Annotated in this window: 17 protein-coding genes; 10 read left to right on the forward strand and 7 right to left on the reverse strand. The window is 38.3% G+C overall.

Annotation, left to right across the window (positions count from 1 at the left end; translation table 11 throughout):
• Positions 1 to 167: 167 nt before the first annotated feature.
• Positions 168 to 902 (forward strand): hypothetical protein, encoded by a 735-nt coding sequence (locus tag ACYVNW_RS06370; protein WP_460679010.1) that lies wholly within the window; start codon positions 168 to 170, stop codon positions 900 to 902.
• Between the two features lie 339 nt (positions 903 to 1,241).
• Complete coding sequence (locus tag ACYVNW_RS06375; RefSeq protein WP_460679011.1) at positions 1,242 to 2,180, forward strand: phage/plasmid replication domain-containing protein; 939 nt, start codon at positions 1,242 to 1,244, stop codon at positions 2,178 to 2,180.
• Between the two features lie 731 nt (positions 2,181 to 2,911).
• Here the strand turns inward: ACYVNW_RS06375 and ACYVNW_RS06380 are convergent.
• The gene (locus ACYVNW_RS06380; RefSeq protein WP_460679012.1) at positions 2,912 to 3,283 is read right to left on the reverse strand and encodes an RNA recognition motif domain-containing protein; all 372 of its coding nucleotides are present in this window, start codon (positions 3,281 to 3,283) and stop codon (positions 2,912 to 2,914) included.
• Positions 3,284 to 3,518: 235 nt separating this feature from the next.
• Between ACYVNW_RS06380 and ACYVNW_RS06385 the strand changes: the two genes are divergently transcribed.
• The 3 genes from ACYVNW_RS06385 (at position 3,519) to ACYVNW_RS06395 (ending at position 7,015) form a co-directional block, all read left to right on the forward strand.
• Positions 3,519 to 3,845 (forward strand): hypothetical protein, encoded by a 327-nt coding sequence (locus ACYVNW_RS06385; protein ID WP_460679013.1) that lies wholly within the window; start codon positions 3,519 to 3,521, stop codon positions 3,843 to 3,845.
• A 472-nt stretch (positions 3,846 to 4,317) separates the two neighbouring features.
• Positions 4,318 to 5,349 (forward strand): hypothetical protein, encoded by a 1,032-nt coding sequence (locus ACYVNW_RS06390; protein WP_460679014.1) that lies wholly within the window; start codon positions 4,318 to 4,320, stop codon positions 5,347 to 5,349.
• 700 nt (positions 5,350 to 6,049) lie between these two features.
• Positions 6,050 to 7,015, forward strand: a complete 966-nt coding sequence (locus ACYVNW_RS06395) for a hypothetical protein (RefSeq protein WP_460679015.1) — start codon at positions 6,050 to 6,052, stop codon at positions 7,013 to 7,015.
• Positions 7,016 to 7,056: 41 nt separating this feature from the next.
• On the opposite strand, the gene ACYVNW_RS06400 is transcribed toward ACYVNW_RS06395, so the two are convergent.
• From ACYVNW_RS06400 to ACYVNW_RS06410, 3 genes are all read right to left on the reverse strand, one after another.
• Complete coding sequence (locus ACYVNW_RS06400; RefSeq protein WP_460679016.1) at positions 7,057 to 7,824, reverse strand: hypothetical protein; 768 nt, start codon at positions 7,822 to 7,824, stop codon at positions 7,057 to 7,059.
• Positions 7,825 to 8,211: 387 nt separating this feature from the next.
• Positions 8,212 to 8,703: a hypothetical protein gene (locus tag ACYVNW_RS06405; protein ID WP_460679017.1), complete on the reverse strand. Its 492-nt coding sequence runs from the start codon at positions 8,701 to 8,703 to the stop codon at positions 8,212 to 8,214.
• 185 nt (positions 8,704 to 8,888) lie between these two features.
• Positions 8,889 to 9,944, reverse strand: a complete 1,056-nt coding sequence (locus tag ACYVNW_RS06410) for a restriction endonuclease PLD domain-containing protein (RefSeq protein ID WP_460679018.1) — start codon at positions 9,942 to 9,944, stop codon at positions 8,889 to 8,891.
• 79 nt (positions 9,945 to 10,023) lie between these two features.
• Between ACYVNW_RS06410 and ACYVNW_RS06415 the strand changes: the two genes are divergently transcribed.
• From ACYVNW_RS06415 to ACYVNW_RS06435, 5 genes are all read left to right on the forward strand, one after another.
• Positions 10,024 to 10,125 (forward strand): hypothetical protein, encoded by a 102-nt coding sequence (locus tag ACYVNW_RS06415; protein WP_460679019.1) that lies wholly within the window; start codon positions 10,024 to 10,026, stop codon positions 10,123 to 10,125.
• Between the two features lie 60 nt (positions 10,126 to 10,185).
• Complete coding sequence (locus ACYVNW_RS06420) at positions 10,186 to 10,344, forward strand: transposase (protein WP_460679020.1); 159 nt, start codon at positions 10,186 to 10,188, stop codon at positions 10,342 to 10,344.
• 331 nt (positions 10,345 to 10,675) lie between these two features.
• Positions 10,676 to 13,129: a hypothetical protein gene (locus tag ACYVNW_RS06425; protein ID WP_460679021.1), complete on the forward strand. Its 2,454-nt coding sequence runs from the start codon at positions 10,676 to 10,678 to the stop codon at positions 13,127 to 13,129.
• Positions 13,129 to 13,659, forward strand: coding sequence for a hypothetical protein (locus tag ACYVNW_RS06430; RefSeq protein ID WP_460679022.1), 531 nt, complete (start codon positions 13,129 to 13,131; stop codon positions 13,657 to 13,659). The genes ACYVNW_RS06425 and ACYVNW_RS06430 overlap by 1 nt, the downstream gene beginning before the upstream one ends.
• The gene (locus tag ACYVNW_RS06435; protein WP_460679023.1) at positions 13,656 to 14,903 is read left to right on the forward strand and encodes a DNA sulfur modification protein DndB; all 1,248 of its coding nucleotides are present in this window, start codon (positions 13,656 to 13,658) and stop codon (positions 14,901 to 14,903) included. Before ACYVNW_RS06430 ends, ACYVNW_RS06435 begins: the two co-directional genes overlap by 4 nt.
• Here ACYVNW_RS06435 and ACYVNW_RS06440 read toward each other — a convergent pair.
• The 3 genes from ACYVNW_RS06440 to ACYVNW_RS06450 are packed head-to-tail and all read right to left on the reverse strand — an operon-like array spanning position 14,900 to position 17,515.
• Positions 14,900 to 15,445, reverse strand: a complete 546-nt coding sequence (locus ACYVNW_RS06440) for an RNA 2'-phosphotransferase (RefSeq protein WP_460679024.1) — start codon at positions 15,443 to 15,445, stop codon at positions 14,900 to 14,902. The genes ACYVNW_RS06435 and ACYVNW_RS06440 overlap by 4 nt on opposite strands.
• Positions 15,442 to 16,398 (reverse strand): protein kinase domain-containing protein, encoded by a 957-nt coding sequence (locus ACYVNW_RS06445; RefSeq protein WP_460679025.1) that lies wholly within the window; start codon positions 16,396 to 16,398, stop codon positions 15,442 to 15,444. The genes ACYVNW_RS06440 and ACYVNW_RS06445 overlap by 4 nt, the downstream gene beginning before the upstream one ends.
• Positions 16,385 to 17,515: a GmrSD restriction endonuclease domain-containing protein gene (locus tag ACYVNW_RS06450; protein WP_460679026.1), complete on the reverse strand. Its 1,131-nt coding sequence runs from the start codon at positions 17,513 to 17,515 to the stop codon at positions 16,385 to 16,387. The genes ACYVNW_RS06445 and ACYVNW_RS06450 overlap by 14 nt, the downstream gene beginning before the upstream one ends.
• Positions 17,516 to 17,521 lie beyond the last annotated feature (6 nt).

A 17,521-nucleotide genomic window follows, 5' to 3' on the forward strand; every position in this document is an offset into this window, starting at 1 on the left:
AATATCCCTAAAAAGATTATCAATCAGTTAAGTACGTGTTGTGAACGGAAGTTTCAACCATGAGCACAGGCACCGAATTTCATCACAACATTAAATCCAGCTGTTACCACCAGAATAATCCGGTGGTAGCAGCTTTAAAAAATAAAAGAAATTAGAACGTATAAGCTATGACATATTTTGAAGAAAACGAGGAAAAACAGGAAACGTTAAGTATTGAAGAACAAGCCGCAAGACTGGGCATTTCCCCACTACGATTTAAATTTTATGGTGGCGTATTACCGACACCAAAGCCAATAGCTGTGCCACAGCCGGAGGTACACTTGCCCACACGCACTTATTTACGGTTAGTTAAAGTAGAAGGCAATATCAAGACACGGGCAGTGTACAGGATTGAAGCTCGTGCCGGTCACATCCTGCCTTTGGAAGAGTTTCACCTTATGCCCGAAACTACTGTTGTCGTCACCCCTGAGCCGTTGAAAGGCGTTCAACGGTTGCGGGGGTGCCATACCCTGCAGCTATCCTCCATCTGCACTGGCAGTGAGATCCGCATGCTTGGTAAGCTCAAGAACAAAGAGGCCACGCTTTCCCACTTCTTTGGTCACAAATCATTGTATTGCATTGTGATAATGGAAGGGAATGCTATTCACCTGTTTGTGTTCGGTTATTTTGATATTGGCGAGAAGCATGCGTCTGCGTCTAAGCTTCACCGTACCCTACCGAACCCAAAATCCAGCGATATGTACAAAGGTATGTTTGGCCGCTACCAGCGGGGAGATGAAAATACGCTGGCTGAGATGCAATCGCTGATTAACCAGTCCGAACATTTCAAAGCTAAAAACAAGGATTGCCCAGTGTATTTCGAGCATATTAAAGGTACCTCCGTCTTATCTATATTAAAATAACACCAAGATATTTCATGTAAGCCGATGCGGGTACCTACCTATTCAGCGGCTTACATGATTATTAAATTTCATTCCACCTTTATATTAAGCCGGGAGAAGGAAGAGAAAAGGGAACAGCAGAGGTAAGGTGATGAATGATGCAATAATGATTTTAGATATTGAATATGAATGAGAGTGTGATGATTGAGAATACAACAGCATGCATTAAAATAAAAGTAACAGTAACAACATAAAAAACAAGTGTGAAAAGGTGATGCTTTCAATACAATTATAAAGTATTTCAGCATCCAATCACCCAAGTAATATAAATATCCCCCTAATTAAGCAAACAAAAGAACCATGGTAGATAATCCAAATTGCTACATCAGTAGCGAGAAAATTGCGCGTGAAACATTTGAGCGCATTAAGAACAACAGTAGCCGCATGACTTGTGAACGCAATACAGAAGCGGCTTTATATCATAGTCAGCTCAGGAATTTGAAAGTAACGCTGGCACCGGGAGGGCTTTTCATTAATGGAAGCTTGGCTAAGTTTTACCTGGGTGATAATGACAAGGCGCTAACACGAGCTACCCTAAAACTTGCTGTTCAACAGTTGTCCGATGAGTTACAACTAGATGTGAATACCGCTAAAGTTACACGGCTAGATGTAGGTCAGAACATTGCAGTAAATAATACCCCTATCGCTTACGTGCAGCTACTGGGTGAGTGCAGCCGCTATGAGCATCTACAGATGAAGCACGGTAAAGAGTATCGGAACGGTGAGCGTGGCCTCGTGTTTTATGATAAGCAGGCAGAGATGAAGCAGCGCAAAGCCTTCATGCCGGCAGCATTGGCAAACACGAACTTCATTAGGTATGAGGCACGTTTGAAGAACTCCCGCAGTATCAGCCGTAACCTGAACGTGAGTTCCCTTACTTTAAGGGACCTATATGAACCGGAGATCTATCGCCGTTTGTACCAGTTCTGGGGTAAGGAGTTTGACAGCATCCTCAAAATCACCGATGCGGTCGGATTCAGTGATGATGCTATGCGCACGCCACAGCAGTTCTGTAATCAAATTCTATTTGAGGGCATTAAGGCTATGGGTGGGTATTCAAAGTTAAGGGATATGGTTACGGTCGCTAAACATAGCGGTGTGTATGCCTCTCCGCAGCAGTATCAGGCTGTAGTTCGCAAACTTCGCCTGATGAACGCTGTACCCGATTTGTCTGTACAAAATGAACTCATTTCAGAACTGGAAGGTAAGGTGCGTGATATTGTATTATTGTCTGCATGATTGACCTCCTGCCGTATACACCAGTAATTACCGCTTTATACCACGTTTAATTATTAAAATGATGAATGCCTCCCCTGCGGGGCATTCTTTGTTTGTAACCGTTCTTTACGCTTGTTAAATATATAGCTGTAATATGGATTTAAAGGTAAATAGCTATAATATTACGCCACCTAAAAGCATCATTTACATATTCGGTATATATATATTAAATCGTAAACAGTAAGAGAAAACGGGACGGCAAAACATTACGGTATAAGCTGAATAATTATATTCATCCACTCAATTAATTATACTAACAGTACATCTTAAATGCAGTGTAATTTATGAATAATTGTTAATGGTATAACAACGAAAAGCATAAAGCAGAATTCACCTTCTGATCTATGCTGTAGGATATTGAGAGTCATTGGACTAAGCGCAAAATGCCGGTGTATAAACGCGCTTTTTCATCTTTTGATGTACTACTTCGTTTGACGTTATTAAAGGGGCACAACCGTTTAAACAAAGGCACGGCTTACGAGAAGTATTCTTAGGCTGATTTGTAGCCTTTACTTAATACATCTTCATCATCGAAAGCAAGAACTGCAAATATAACAATTGGGTAAAAGGGTATGAATTTGTCATATATATTTATTTAAACAGCAGTTACATTTAAAAACAGATGTCACTATAAATTATTAGGTAACTGTTTACATCAGTTGCATCACGGCGTTAATACAACTGATGCTTTTTTACCATCTTTGCTTTCTCGGCCGTTTAGGCTTACCTGCATAATTGGTACTGGCTGCTTTATCGTTACTATAATTAGTTTTCTGCTTGTCAACAGACTTGGCACTGACAATAGGCATCGCTTGTTCAGCCAGCTTAATCGTTAGCTGCCGATCAGCTAAAGTATGGCCGTCCAATGCTATCATCACTGCATACGCATCATCTATTGATTTTACTTCCACAAAAGCATAGCCCTTGCATAATCTTGTTTTGCGGTCAACCACGATCTTTATGGTTTCAATCTCGCCATGTAGTGCAATCAGGCGGGCGAGGCCCATTTCATCCATTTCCAGCGGGAAGCCGCCTACAAAAAGTTTAGTTATCTGCGTTGTCATCAGTGGTGAAGATCGCCCTCCTATTTCAATAGTGCACCGGTTCATATAATATAATTATCTATCGTATGGCGCTGAATAAATAACTTTCCCGGTTAAGTTTTATTGTTTGTTCTTCAGCTTACAGCTATTATTGTTGACAGCCATTAATGCTGCTACTTATTGTTTTTTACAAGCAAAATCGTTGCCCCATTAAGCTTATAAGGGTGACCTTTCCATTAGTAAACATAACTAAACAATGGAAAAACCACTTTTACAAATCGGCTGCGACAGCGGCCTCATTACCCTCAAAGGTGTACCAGTCAATGGCATCTTCTTCTATAAACTGGTGGTACTGGAGACTTCCCCTGCCATTCACAGCCAAGGGCTGCTCTTCATCAGGCTGCAGGACAGCTGGAACCACCTCAAAGCCCGTTATCCCAAATGGTACCGCCTTTACCTCATTGACATCAGCGCCCAGATGGTCAATGTGCTCAAGTCGGATTTTCTATCCGCACCGGACAAAGATGAATATACTCAGGAGCGTTGGCTGGAACAGCTCACTGGTTACGGATTAGGCTTTTGAGCTTCTGCTTTTGATGTCGTAAAGAAAACAAAGGACTTGGTGTCTACGCTGTTTCTTAACAGTTATATGCAAAGCAATTTTAAAAAGCAGTATCTTAGCCCCAAGAATGATTAAAGCGTTTAAAACGCGGCATTCACCGTAAAAATCAAGTCGGCGTTTTATATACATTAAAACTTATTTAACCGTATTAAAAGAAACAGTAAATAACTAAACATACATATTAAATTTAAGCGTAAGCTTATTTTGTTCTTGTCTAAGGAATCGGGAAAATTCAAATGACAACAAGAGCAAATAGGTCAAAGCGCTCATGCGATAAGCGTGGGTGCTGACTTGTTTGTTGTTGTCAGGCTTTCCCGAGCCACTTAGACGCAAATGAGCTCAGCCCTGCGCTTATTGCATTTACAACCCTTAACCCTAACCCAAGTTACTAAGGATGGGCTGCTTTGGTGAACACCCTCAAATCGCTAGGCACATGAACACAACATTACTCCCATTACGTTTTCGTTTATTTTTATTGCTACTGCTGTCATTCTCGTCATTTACTTCGTGCGTCACTTCTACATCAAACAGTAGCCCTCAGACCAGTAATGATTTTACCATCAATGGCATCAAACAAGCTTTTGTGCCGAATGAAATTAACGGAAATCCCGAATACCATTTCACCGGTTCCGTTTCCAATAATACAAATAGTATCTTCAGTAAAGCAACTGTGTTTATGTCGGTCATCTTTGTTCTTGACAACGGCAAAGAAATTACTGATATGGACAACCATGAGGATGGTAACCGCTTTAGCTGGGCAGGTGCGCAGGCCTTAGAAAGCCTGCGAATGTTTGAGCCGCAGCAAACCGTCAACATGGACGAGATGATCAGCGCCGATGTACCTAAAGCTTATGAAAAGTATCCGGTCAGGTCTGTCCACCTCCGCTTCAAAGTTGAGTACACAGATGAAGTAAATAATGTAGAAAACGAAGTGTACCTAGCTGATCAGGACATTACTAACGATTGGAGGTCTTTTTTCAATTCAAGTTCTACATCTTCCACCATAAAGGCTAATTCTAAAGACACCGCAGCTGTTGCTCAAAATATAAATACTAGCACTTCAAAGCAGGACATTATTGATATTGCCCCCGCCCCTGCAGACATTATATCACCGGCCATTTTAGCTGATAACAGCACGGATCAAGTGCCACTGCAAACAGGTGTGATTGTGACTACCCACAATTACGAAGGTGACCGAACACTTACTATTTGCTTTAAAGACAAATCCGGCAACTATCAGGCAGGCAATGGCTATGTACTTGATGAAGCGGGTCTTGCTAATATGCCGGATGGGAAAGTCGACAGTACAATTTACGTCCCTGGAAGGCGCGTAGCTTTCAAAGCTGAGTTCATGGGTACTAGTGCAGGAAGTGACCAACTCATCTATCTCAAGGCACTGCCAGCGCCCTCGGTGCACATGCCGGCGCAAGTAAAAATTATAAAGCGTATTATATACAACCAATAACAACTTCTTTTGCAACTTGAATTTGAATACTATATAGGAAAGATCTTAGGGAGTAATAATGATTGCTTACATCATCTTAGGGCTACAATCGCTGCGCTTAGTGCTCCTTTGTCTGTTTCCATTGCGTTTGGCGATCAGCGCCCGCTACATCCTCTAATCACATTCAAACGCGAATGCCACTGCTCTATGAGATATCCAAGCCAAACAGCTTAAAATGTAAATTTGAGAGTAGACACCATCAAGCAGGATTACTATAGAGATACAATTATGTAAGCTACGTAGCTATATTTAGTTAACAGTTGGCTGTCAACAAACCGAACCTAAAATCGCTCCACGCATAAAATTCAAACATCCAATTTTCGCTGGCTACATTCTTTGTTAATACTCACTTCATGGGTAGGTTATATATAAAAACTTCTCATATTAAAGAAGCGACGAAGCCAATTGGCAGCTCTCGAAAGCCTTCAACACGGCAACAATTTATCAAGGCTAACGATTACGACACGGTGCAAGCTGGAACCTGAACCTTTTATGGTCAATCCTAACACTCTCGATGTATTGGGACTAATCCAATTTTCATAAAAATGAATGGAATTGCTGTCAAAAAAAAATAAATTTATATTAAGGTTACCAAGGATACTACAATTGGAAAATTAAATTAAATGGATAAACCTGCGCCGGCACTTAACAGCTAATACATATGAACATACTCCGAAATACAGATGACCAAGCTAGGGCTTTACAGAAGGCATTGAGTGAACTGGGCTATGATGTCGATCCTGATCTGGTCAGCAAACGCGTTGTGGATATGCATGTCGGACTAGTGCAGGAAGATGAGTTTTTGTACACGTTAAATTGGCTCAAGAATGTTGTTCTAGCGCATAAGCTAGAACAATTTCCAATACCGCCAGATGCCAAAAGCACGTTTACAATACCGGATCTTTTTTTGGTAGTTAATGAAAACGGCCAGCAGCAGCCTTATTTCGTAGAGATCAAAACGACCCAGGAAGACAAGATCAAATGGCGGCCAAGTTATTATGAGGGTTTACTGAACTATAGTGCGCTAACAGGCACACCGGTATTGGTTGCTTGGAAATGGCGTTCATTCGATATTTGGACACTGGTAAGACTTGAAGATTTTACACAGCGAGAAGCTGGCGCTAATTTTAAATTAGACTTAAATACTGCACATAAACGAAACCTCATGTCTTCCTTGCTGGGCGACTTTGTGGTTAATCTGCCGGAGCATTTCGCTTTAGTGATGAAGCAGCGTAAGATCAAAGAAGAAGTCATGGAGGGCAAAAAAGCTTGGGAAACAATTGTCGAGGCAGTTTATTTTCAAGGCCGCGATGGCAGAGAAGTTGATTTAAATAATAGTGGTGTTTTCGCGGTTTTTCACTGCCTGAATGTCGCAGATACAGTGGAAGAAGATGAGACGCATCTTTATTATAAGATATTTCCTTCACCCAATCATGGGCTTTTTGCTCAAACAATCCCACTAAGATTATCCGAGCACTTTGCAAAAGGTCCAGTCAATTGGCTGGAGCGTATTCGCAATCAAGAATTTCCAGTGCGCTATGAAGTTTTGCTCGAGGAGCTTATCTTAGGTATCGAAGAAGGTCTGATAGATCATATTGTTTATACCAAAATCAATCCTGATCAATAACTCATCGTTAGCCGTAAAGCCAATTGATAATAAATTTTAATTCAATATAGTTGCATATACTGCTGAATAACCGGAATGAGTTCGTCTGCTGCAGCCGGGGTAAATCCTGGAGATAATGCAAGCAAAATATAATCGTATTTCCCGTCACTTTGAAAATTAGAACGGTCTAATATCGTAAAAGGCACTAAAGGTTCTGTCGCAATTGGTCTTATTGTTCTGGAATATTCATGCATGTCGGCACGATTAAGAACGTCAGCCATCTGCGCTTCTGAAAATTGGCGCAGCTCGATCCCTTCGTTTGGATTAGCGTAATTTCGAAGATTAAAAATCTGACAATCGCCAGGATCACCTTCGTTGATGTAGGTTAATGAAAGCAGCCATCGGCAAGCGATTGCAAACGACAAATAGTTACCGCTACTTAGACCTTCCCAACCATTAATCTTTTCTGGGTAGCAACGCTCACGGACAGGCTTTTGAAGTAAGTCAGTTGCAATATATCGATAACTTGCATCACCTGTACCCAGATCGGCATGCGCATCAACATGGTCTATGTCAAATTGGTAAGAAAAATCATTCTCTTCTTGCAATTCACGGAGAAAGTAAAATACTTCCACATGATGCTTAAAGATTTTACCTTTAATCGGTTGGGATTTCTTCAGACCACATTGCTGTTCTTGAAACGCAATTACTTTCTCCACCGACCAAGGTTTAAATTCACTGTCACTCAATCGTTTTTCACTAGTGACGGTACCATAATGAACGTTATCTAAAAAGAAATCTAAATCAATATCCAATATTCGCCTTTTCATTTTTGAATTAATTTAGTTAAATGAATCGCTTAACTAATCATTTGATCGGTATGTAAACATCGTTTCAGGAGCTTTTACATGTTGTATAATACCGACACGTTTTTTATGTCACTATTAAAATAAAAAATAGAGTTGAAATGAATGGTTGGAAATGCACTATTATAATTTTCACCTTTACCAATTTTTAACTCGTTGGAGTAAACTTCAATCTTAAAATATATTACAATTCAGATTGATAAAATATACTATTAGACGGCTTGCTTAAATATAGTTCATTTATAAATTTTCAATTTGATATTGTATTATTAAGTCAATACATTGTATACATAAGATATTCAATGCTGTCAAAAGGTGGCTTTCCTCGGTTTAACTTTTAATATTCTAACGTCAATAAATTTTTAACAGTTTAAGCAATCCTAGAAGTGATTTTCCTTCATTAAACCATTTTCTGATGGAAGCGATTTGTTTGATCTTGTTAACGCTAAGCTCAAGCTGGTCGAAAATTTCTTTATAATTACTTTTATTCTCTTCCTCTATCATTTTAAGCGCCTCACTTGCAGCACTAATGTACTTTTTTAGTTCTAAAAATGAATCTTCAATTAACGTTGCCTTTAAACTGATTAATAACGCATCTGTAATCTGTTCTTCATTCACTTGAAAGAATAGCAATGCCGGATAAGAAACAGAAACAGTGTCACCAAAGTATCGGCCTATTAAATTACTGGTACTAACCGAAGGATTTTTATAGCTAGATATCCCAGTCATCATTTGCATGTAGTCACCGCTTGAAAAAGAGGTTCCAGCCCGTACTCTTCTTTTTTCTTTTGAATGAATACTGAAAACTGTTAAATAAGTCCCAGACACTTCGTTAAGTGCCATCCAGTACTCTCTATCGTTAAGAACTTTTGACAGTTGAGGATTTTCAACATCGTACAATATAAATGCAAAGGCCATTGCGCGACCTTCCTCTTTATGCTGTTGACAAATTTGTAGAAACCGTTCGGAAAAGGACTCGTAACTGTGCCCTTTGTCTAGGCTGTTGTGATAAATGTGATACATATTAATTATTGCTGAGCTTCTGCTATTTTCTGATCTAACGACTGGATCTTGTTAACTATGAACTCACCGAAATCGGACGTTATCTTGAGTTTATCGGCGCTACGCATTAGGCTGCCGTAGCTATTTTTTCCGCTAGGAGTTATATTGAAAAGATTATTTCCCAACACTTCATCCTTTTGATTCGTGATTGTTAAACTATGCAAATGCCACTGATCACCGTAATACGGGCTTAAATTTTCTCCCACAACTAAGTAAGGCCATCGGTTAATACCACTCAATTTTGTTTCGGAAATAACCTTATAAATTGATAAAATGTTGCGGTGTCCAACTGCGTAGGTTATTATTATGTGTCCAGGGTGAACACCTTTGGGACTTTTGGCAAAATGTAAATCGGTCTGAAGTGATGAAAAAGCTTTACCCCAAGGAACATAATCGCCAGAAACACCTATCGGTTTTAGCCAATATGTCGTATTCCCCTGTATGTTAAGAGGGTTAACTCGCTTTTTAAGATGTTTGGCTAAATCTAAATCCGTTTCTCGCTCTTTTTTCTTAGTTGGTTGTTTATGTAACTCTTTACTCAATCTCTCAACATCATTTTCAGTTATTGGCTCCAATACGATCCTATCCAATATTCCCTGGTAAATTTGTTTTATTAAGTTTTCTTCACTTATCCAGACCCCCCACTCATTGTTATACTCAAGACCAAATTTGTTGAAGTTTGCGGATGTAATAACAGCTTCCTTTAAATTTCCATTCTCCGCTCCGATATAAACTTTACCGTGAAGTATATTATCTATTAAAATCTTTAATTGAATATTTTTCTGTTTACAGTAATTAATTAAAGAAAGGAAGAAACTAATTTTTTCGTATTGATCGTTGGTAAACGATTTCAAACGTGTTATCAATGTTACTTTCTTCAGAAAAGAAAGTTTTTCAAATGGGAAAAAAGTTATATCTGCAGAGATAAACGGGCTTACAATTATTATCTCATCCGCATTTTCAAAGCAGGCTATAAGGTTGGACAAGTGATTAGGCCCGGGATTATTATTTATTATTTTCATAAAATTTAGGTCTTCTAATATATGAACTTATTTTAGTTGGATGTAAATCAAAAGGCTGGTATCGACGTTAATCCTCAATATGGACGTGCATACCAAAGAAATACGCAGCTTTAACATGTCTCGCATTCGAAGTAAGTATACGAAGCCTGAACTGCTTGTACGTCGTTTTCTCCACCTGTAACCCCTCCTAAAAGTCGGACTGTGTAAAGGACGAAAAGTTTTAACTTTAACCAGTCAAACGATGAAGAACTTTATCATTACGGAAGCACAAATTGTAAAAGCCATCAAAGAGTATGAAGGTGGCCGTGAGCTTAATGATGTATGCGGCGAACTGGACGTACATAAATCAACCTTTTATAACTGGCGTAAAAAAATGCCGGCATGGACAGCTAGGAGCTAAAGCGGCTGAAGGAGCTGGAAGAAGAGAACCGCAAGCTGAAGCACATGTATGCAGAACTGGTTTTGGATCATAGCCTGTTAAAATACGTACTCTCAAAAAAAAAGTTTTAAAGCCCTGCCAGCGTAAGAACATTGTTGCTTAACTAAACGATAGGCAGACGGACAAGCAGTTTGAATCCCCAAACGCTTCAGGTGAGTTATTTGGCATGCCCTGCTTTTTTACTTCTTGATACAAGTTGTTATTCTGTCATAATGGCTTAAATATTCCTGAATGCAATTTTTGCAGTAGTTTGAAATATAATTATATTTAAAGCCTTAACAACCTCATTCACATGCCTGAATCGACAATCACCATTCAACAACTCTTTGAAAATCTTTACGCACTTCATACAGAAGAGCAAGTCGACGACTTTATCGCTAGACATCCAGCTATTTTTCTATCGAATAATTGGTATCCGCTTGGGGGTAATGAAAATAATTACGGGGTAATAGAGAATCAACAGGCATCACCCATTGCTGCACTAATTGAAAAGATAACCAATTCAATTGATGCAACGCTAATGAAGAAGTGTTATGAGGCTAATGTTGATCCTAAAAGCACACATGCACCGCGAACAATGGAAGAAGCGCGTGAACGATTTTTTCCAGATTATAAAAATTGGGATTTGAATAATCCGCGTAAGAATCAAGCTAAGAATTTACAGATTCTTGCGGACGGGCCTAAGCTAACGCCGTCTTTGACGATATATGACAATGGCGAGGGGCAACACCCGGATGATTTTGAACAAACATTTCTTTCTCTATTACGAGGTAACAAAAATGAGATCCATTTCGTGCAGGGTAAGTATAATATGGGGGGCAGCGGAGCAATCATCTTTTGTGGCAAAAAGGGTTATCAATTAATTGGTTCGCGAAGGTTCGATAAGACAGGCGATTTTGGTTTCACATTTGTGCGCGAACACCCTTTGACGAAAGATGAGGAAGGCAGAAAGAAGAATACTTGGTATGAATTTTTGAAGATTGACGGTTTAATTCCGGCTTTTAAGATAACAAAACTGGACCTCAATCTCCATGAAACTTGGTTTGAAACTGGCACGGTGATGAAGCTTTATTCCTATGATTTGCCGGCTGGCAGTCGTTCGGTAATTTCTCGTGACCTGAATCAAAGTATAAATGAATATTTATTTGAGCCGGCTTTACCCATTCTAACGGTAGACCGCAAATACCGTTATCCGGATGACCGTAACCTGGAGAGAGATTTGTATGGTTTAAAGCGGAGATTAGAACTCGAAGACAATCGTTATGTGGAGGATTACTTCTCAGAAAACTACGCAGAAGAGCCATTTGGGAAATTTAAAGTCACTTGCTATGTTTTCAAAACGCGGATAGATGATAAAAATATAAAAGAAACCAAAGAAGCTATACAACGTGAGTTTTTTAAAAATAACATGTCGGTTATGTTCTCGGTCAACGGACAGGTACATGGAAACTTTACTTCTGAATTCATCACCCGTTCGCTTAAATTTAACCTACTAAAATATCACTTACTTATTCATGTGGATTGTACACACATGCACTACAACTTCCGTAAAGAGTTATTCATGGCCTCGCGTGATCGTTTAAAAGAGGGGGATGAAACTACACAGTTGCGTAAATTCCTGGCTTCGAAACTTGGTACGACCAAAGGTAGACTGGCGGAAATCGAAAAACGTCGTAAGGATTCTATTTCTGTTGATTCAAAAGATACTACAGAAATGCTAAAATCATTTTCGAAGAACTTGCCGATGGATAGCGCTTTAATGCGTTTGCTAAACCAAACATTCAAATTGGAGCAAAAAGACGATAAACCCAAGTCGAAAGAGCGGCCAAAAAAAGAAGTACAATATAAGGAAGAAAAGGAACCATTTAAGCCACAACGTTTTCCATCCTTTCTAAAAATTAAGTCTTCTACCGATAAAGGCATTTCAGCAATTAATTTGCCGCGCGGGCAGGATAAAACTATATTCTTCAAAACTGATGTGGAGAACCATTATTTTGACCGTATTGAAGAGCCTGGTCAATTTAAAGTAGGCATCGTTAGCTATAACGGTAAGAATGAAGCTAATGGAGGTACAGCGCCGGGCAAAGAAGAAGTGATTGAAAGTGTTTTTAATGTTACCACCTCTAGTCCGCATGAAGGCACCATCCGGCTAAATCTTACGACTAAAAACGAGGTCCGTGTTGGTGACGAAGTAGAAATGAAAGTTACCCTTACTGGTCCTGGTGAAGATTTCGAAGAGTTGTTTCTTGTCAAAATCGGTGATCCAGAACAGAAAAAAGAAGAAACCAAAAAGGTCGAAAAAGAGGATGAGCAGAATATTGGTTTGCCGCCTTTCGTACTTGTTTACAAGGAAGCTCGTGAAGGCTTTCAAACATGGGATGAAGTATCAGAAGGAGTTGACGCAGAAATCGATTACGACACCGTTATGGCACCGCAGGTTAGTGGGGGCAATCTTGACAAAATCATCATTAACATGGACAGCCATGTTTTAAAATCCTTTAAAGCAAAACATAAAGACTCGACAGCGTTAGAAGTGGCTGACAAGAAATACATCTCATCTGTTTATTTTCATACCCTGTTTTTATATACAATCACTAAAAATCGAAAATATGCTATATCAAAAGAAGGCGAGGATAATAAAGAAATAGATCTTGAAGTGTATTTGCGTGATCTTTTTTCGAGTTTTTATTCTGAGTTCATCTTGAACTTCGGCACCAATGATTTATTACAAATGATTAGTGAATAATGTTGAACTCAGCTTTTGATTTAGGAGAAGAATTAAAGTTGCGGGAAATTACTTACAAGTTACATCATTCTTTATGGAACCCCAACATATTTTCAGGAATTGACTTAAACCTAAATAACTGGACGACTGTGAAATATTTAAACGATGAATTAAATAACTTTCATAACGACCTTAAGTTATTACCTAAAGATAAAGGTGGACTTTATATGTTCTCTATAAAATGTCCTATGATACCGGGTATGACAGACTTTCCGGTTTATATTGGCCGTGCACTCCTCACCAAAGGACAGAATCTTGATAAGCGATGTCGAGAATATTTTCAAAAGTATGCTCAATCAAGTGAACGTCCTAAAATCACACGCATGTTCCGTTACTGGGGTGGCGAATTATACTTAAACTTTATAGTATTGGATGATAACGAAGTTATTGCAAATCATGAAAAAGACTTAATTAACGCACTACTTCTGCCATTTAATGATCTTATACCTGATTTAGAAACTCGACAAGCAGTTAAAGCATTTAACTTATGAAAATTCCCGCGTTAAGAGGCGAATTAGGTGGACGTGTGTATTACATAGCCACGTTAACCTTTGGACAAGTTAGTGAATACGTTTCTCCGATAAACGATCAGCTCCATAAATCGGAAACTTTAAACGATCTCATCCAGCGTAGCATATCCAAAAACTACTTAAATATCAAAGAATATATATTAAATCAGTCTGAGCTGTTTTTTAATTCATTAGTACTGGCGGTTTATAATAATTATCCCGAATGGACCGAAATTGAAGTAAACTTCGATAATAGCACTACTTATCAACTTGGGCTATTGGATTTCCCTGGTAATCACAAAATTTTCCCAATTGATGGGCAACATCGAGTAGAGGGTATAAAGGCTGCTTTAAAGGAAAATTCAAATTTAAAAGATCAACAGATAGCGGCCATTTTTATTGGTCACAAGAACGATGAAGAAGGTAAACTGAAAACCCGTCGCCTTTTCACAACGCTTAATCGATATGCCAAACCAGTGTCATTAGATGACATTATCGCACTTGACGAGGATGATATTGTAGCGATTACCACGCGATATCTACTTGAAGAATATCCATTGTTTAGCGGTAAAAGAATTGTGGTGGCAAAACAGAAGGGTATTCCTGGAAACAATAAAGATGCACTAACCTCTGTGATTACATTGTATCAGGCGAATGTAGAGCTCTTTAAAGTTTTTTATGCAGAGTATCATAAAGAAAAACTTACAAGAGCTAGCTTGATTGATTACCTTAAATTTCGTCCTTCCGACGACATGATTGAGGCCTTTCAAAAATTCACTCTTATATTTTGGGATGCTTTTAAGACCAAATTAACATTTATCGAGGATTATTTGGGCAAGCAAAAGGACTATTCAAAAGATTTTCGTAACAATGATAACGGTGGAAATTTGGTATTCAGACCGATAGGATTTTTGCCACTAGTAAAAGCAGCTCTTAAAATTTACACTCGGGAAGAACTAACATTTATAGAAATCTTCAGTTATTTTAACCAACTCGACTTCAACCTTGATAAGAAGCCCTGGCTATACGTCCTTTGGAATCCAATCGAAAAAGTGATGTTAACTAACTCAGATGTTCTAACTCAACTGCTTTTATTATATTTAGCTTATCCTTCAGTTCTCAACGAACAAGATATCAGAAAGCTAAAAAATGCCTATAGCGCAAAAACGTCTTACGCCGGTAAAGTTGAAGACATTTTGAAAGAAGTGAAACAAATCCAAACCTAAATTACTTGAAGATACTCCGGCGGTACTGAATCTGTTAGCCAAACATCATTAGCAGATAAATAGAACTCGTAGCCTTCACGGTGCATTTTACCCGCCGAAACCTTGAGTACAACCGGATCACCATGTCGTTTTCCAACCGCCATAACCGTTTTTAAGTCAGTGGACAGATGAACATAATCCCGGTTATTCTTTTTTAAACCAGTTAAAGTAATAGAAGTAATATTCGATACCGCAGAACCATGATATAAGTATTCTGGTGGTACTTCGGAGTTAAGTCCTAAATCTATATTCAATGAATGTCCTTGATTAGCACGGATAAAGGTTTTTGATTCATCAAAAGAGAATCTTTTTTTTTCGTTAGAAATTACGATTGATAATAAAGTCTGCTCATCAATTGAATAACCTTTTTGCTTAAGTCCGATTAAAAGAGCGTCAATTTTACACCAACCATTTTGATCCAATGAAACTCCTAGAGATTCAGGCGCGTGTCTTAGTGCCAAGCTTAATAAGCGGCTGATCTTAGTTGCCAATTGCTTGCTCATATCGCAAAAGATAGTTTCAGGTCTTCAAGCAGGCCACCTAAACCTGGCATATCAATACGTCTTGGTTTAGCATAACTTAGCATGCATTCGATGACAGAAAAAATATATTGTCTGTGATTTATTTTACAAACAAAATCTTCTTCTTTTAATTGACCGATTGGTATGTTCCCTTGAAAAATGAACCAAAAAAGTTTTCCAAGTTGAAAAACATCCGAGCGATCATCAATGGAACAATCAAAGCCTAACTCTGCTTCTTCTGTTAAAAACTTATTACCTGCTTCTGGAGAAAGCCAACCAAATGGTCCAATCTTTTCACCTAAATCATCATAGTCTTTGTCTCGATGTCTTAATAATCCTAAATCGCCAATTTTCCATACTGCATTTCCACCCGTATCTTGTTTATCTTCCAAAAAAAGCAAAATATTGTCAGGCTTTATATCTCGATGATAATAACCTTCTGAATGAAGTTGATTAATAGCGTCATAAACGTTAATACAAAACTTAACTTTTTCTTGGCTATCGAGATCTTTATTTTCAAAGATGTATTCTTTTAAATCTGTATCAGCTTTTTCCATAGCATAGTATGGAAATTCTCTTCCATCTAAGTTTATAACACCGTCAAACAATATTTGAACTACGTTATCTTTGCCTTTTTCTTTCAATTCATAGAGCACGTTCATTTCCTCTATAAAGCGTCCATACCTTCTCACAACATTGGGCTTTGCGTTTCTTCCTGGCTTGGAATAACTTGAGACTTTGATAACAATTTTATCTTTGGTTTTTTGACCAATTGCCAAGAAAACGCTACTATTTCCACCTTTCGAAGATTTAAACTCTTCCGTCAAGTATGAAAGGATATATTTTTCCTGATCTGTTTGAATCGTGTTGGCTGTGTCATCCAACTTTCCATCTGTCTTTTCAGATAGAATGATATTGTTTCTAACCAATTTCATCGAAAAAATGTCTAGATGTTATTTCAATTAATTTATTGACATTCAACACATAGAAATCTTCGATTTTTACTAAATCTTCGGATGTAAACCGATAAAAAAGTAGCAAATCTTTTATCGAGCTTTCTGAATCATCATTTAGATCCACATCACAATCCTTATTTAATAAAATTTCATTAAAGAACCTGAGACGTTCTTCTCTGGCCTTTTTAGAGTTGGATTGGGTTACACAATTTGTGGCGTACTCACGAAATGCGAAACAATTTTCCTGAGAGGGCGAAATATCAGGATCAATTACGACAAGTAATTTATAAAAATAGTCTAACGTTTCTTTATGAATTTCCCGCGTATTAAGCAAGAAATTAAAAAGTGTATAAAAGTCATTACGCTGTTTGTACCTCGTTTTACCTATCGCATAAATCTCATTAAAGCGAATAACGTCGTCCAAAACATTATAAAATTTTACTTCTAACTCCTTCGAGGCAGATTCTGTGAAATCAGTAGCCTCATAAAAACGATCGACAGCTATTTTTTTGTCAGTAATTCCATCCTTGGTTAGAGTCAACAACTCCCCAATAAAATCTAAATCACTTAAGCGATTTAAAGTAGCCGTAGTGAAAATATTTAGAGAAGTAAATTGTGGACTATCGGAAATTGTTTCAACTAAATTTTGGAGAACTGAATTTCTGAATTGAGCCTTTAAAATCTCCGGGCGATTAAGTTTTGAACCGAACTTGTTAACCCGGAAATAAAAATCCTCTACTTCTCCTTCTTCTGCATGAGTGATAACACATACGGAAATTTTGTACTCGTTATAAAAAAATGTGCTGTCCGTGTCGCTAATTGTTTTTTTCTCAGTGTCAGCAAACAATCCCTTTGCATATCCTAAGATTGTACGTGTCCTTTGTTGACCATCCACCATATCAAAAATACCGGTGTTAGTTTGGTATAAAAAGAATAATGGCAATGGGTATTTTGACTTTATCGATTCGATTAGTCGCTTCTTTGATGCAGCACTCCAAATGTCACCACGTTGGTATGGTGGATTCAAATTGATTTGATTATTGTTGTAATAGTCGATAAGAGTTCTTAAGTCCCATTCAGTAGTTGAGTAGACCATTGATGA

Source organism: Mucilaginibacter koreensis (genome assembly GCF_054783355.1).

Coding starts and splice junctions, on each gene's coding strand:
- ACYVNW_RS06370 (WP_460679010.1), top strand. CDS start 168: ATGACATATTTTGAAGAAAACGAGGAAAAACAGGAAACGTTAAGTATT.
- ACYVNW_RS06375 (WP_460679011.1), top strand. CDS start 1,242: ATGGTAGATAATCCAAATTGCTACATCAGTAGCGAGAAAATTGCGCGT.
- ACYVNW_RS06380 (WP_460679012.1), bottom strand. CDS start 3,283: ATGACAACGCAGATAACTAAACTTTTTGTAGGCGGCTTCCCGCTGGAA.
- ACYVNW_RS06385 (WP_460679013.1), top strand. CDS start 3,519: ATGGAAAAACCACTTTTACAAATCGGCTGCGACAGCGGCCTCATTACC.
- ACYVNW_RS06390 (WP_460679014.1), top strand. CDS start 4,318: ATGAACACAACATTACTCCCATTACGTTTTCGTTTATTTTTATTGCTA.
- ACYVNW_RS06395 (WP_460679015.1), top strand. CDS start 6,050: ATGAACATACTCCGAAATACAGATGACCAAGCTAGGGCTTTACAGAAG.
- ACYVNW_RS06400 (WP_460679016.1), bottom strand. CDS start 7,824: ATGAAAAGGCGAATATTGGATATTGATTTAGATTTCTTTTTAGATAAC.
- ACYVNW_RS06405 (WP_460679017.1), bottom strand. CDS start 8,703: ATGGCACTTAACGAAGTGTCTGGGACTTATTTAACAGTTTTCAGTATT.
- ACYVNW_RS06410 (WP_460679018.1), bottom strand. CDS start 9,944: ATGAAAATAATAAATAATAATCCCGGGCCTAATCACTTGTCCAACCTT.
- ACYVNW_RS06415 (WP_460679019.1), top strand. CDS start 10,024: ATGGACGTGCATACCAAAGAAATACGCAGCTTTAACATGTCTCGCATT.
- ACYVNW_RS06420 (WP_460679020.1), top strand. CDS start 10,186: ATGAAGAACTTTATCATTACGGAAGCACAAATTGTAAAAGCCATCAAA.
- ACYVNW_RS06425 (WP_460679021.1), top strand. CDS start 10,676: ATGCCTGAATCGACAATCACCATTCAACAACTCTTTGAAAATCTTTAC.
- ACYVNW_RS06430 (WP_460679022.1), top strand. CDS start 13,129: ATGTTGAACTCAGCTTTTGATTTAGGAGAAGAATTAAAGTTGCGGGAA.
- ACYVNW_RS06435 (WP_460679023.1), top strand. CDS start 13,656: ATGAAAATTCCCGCGTTAAGAGGCGAATTAGGTGGACGTGTGTATTAC.
- ACYVNW_RS06440 (WP_460679024.1), bottom strand. CDS start 15,445: ATGAGCAAGCAATTGGCAACTAAGATCAGCCGCTTATTAAGCTTGGCA.
- ACYVNW_RS06445 (WP_460679025.1), bottom strand. CDS start 16,398: ATGAAATTGGTTAGAAACAATATCATTCTATCTGAAAAGACAGATGGA.
- ACYVNW_RS06450 (WP_460679026.1), bottom strand. CDS start 17,515: ATGGTCTACTCAACTACTGAATGGGACTTAAGAACTCTTATCGACTAT.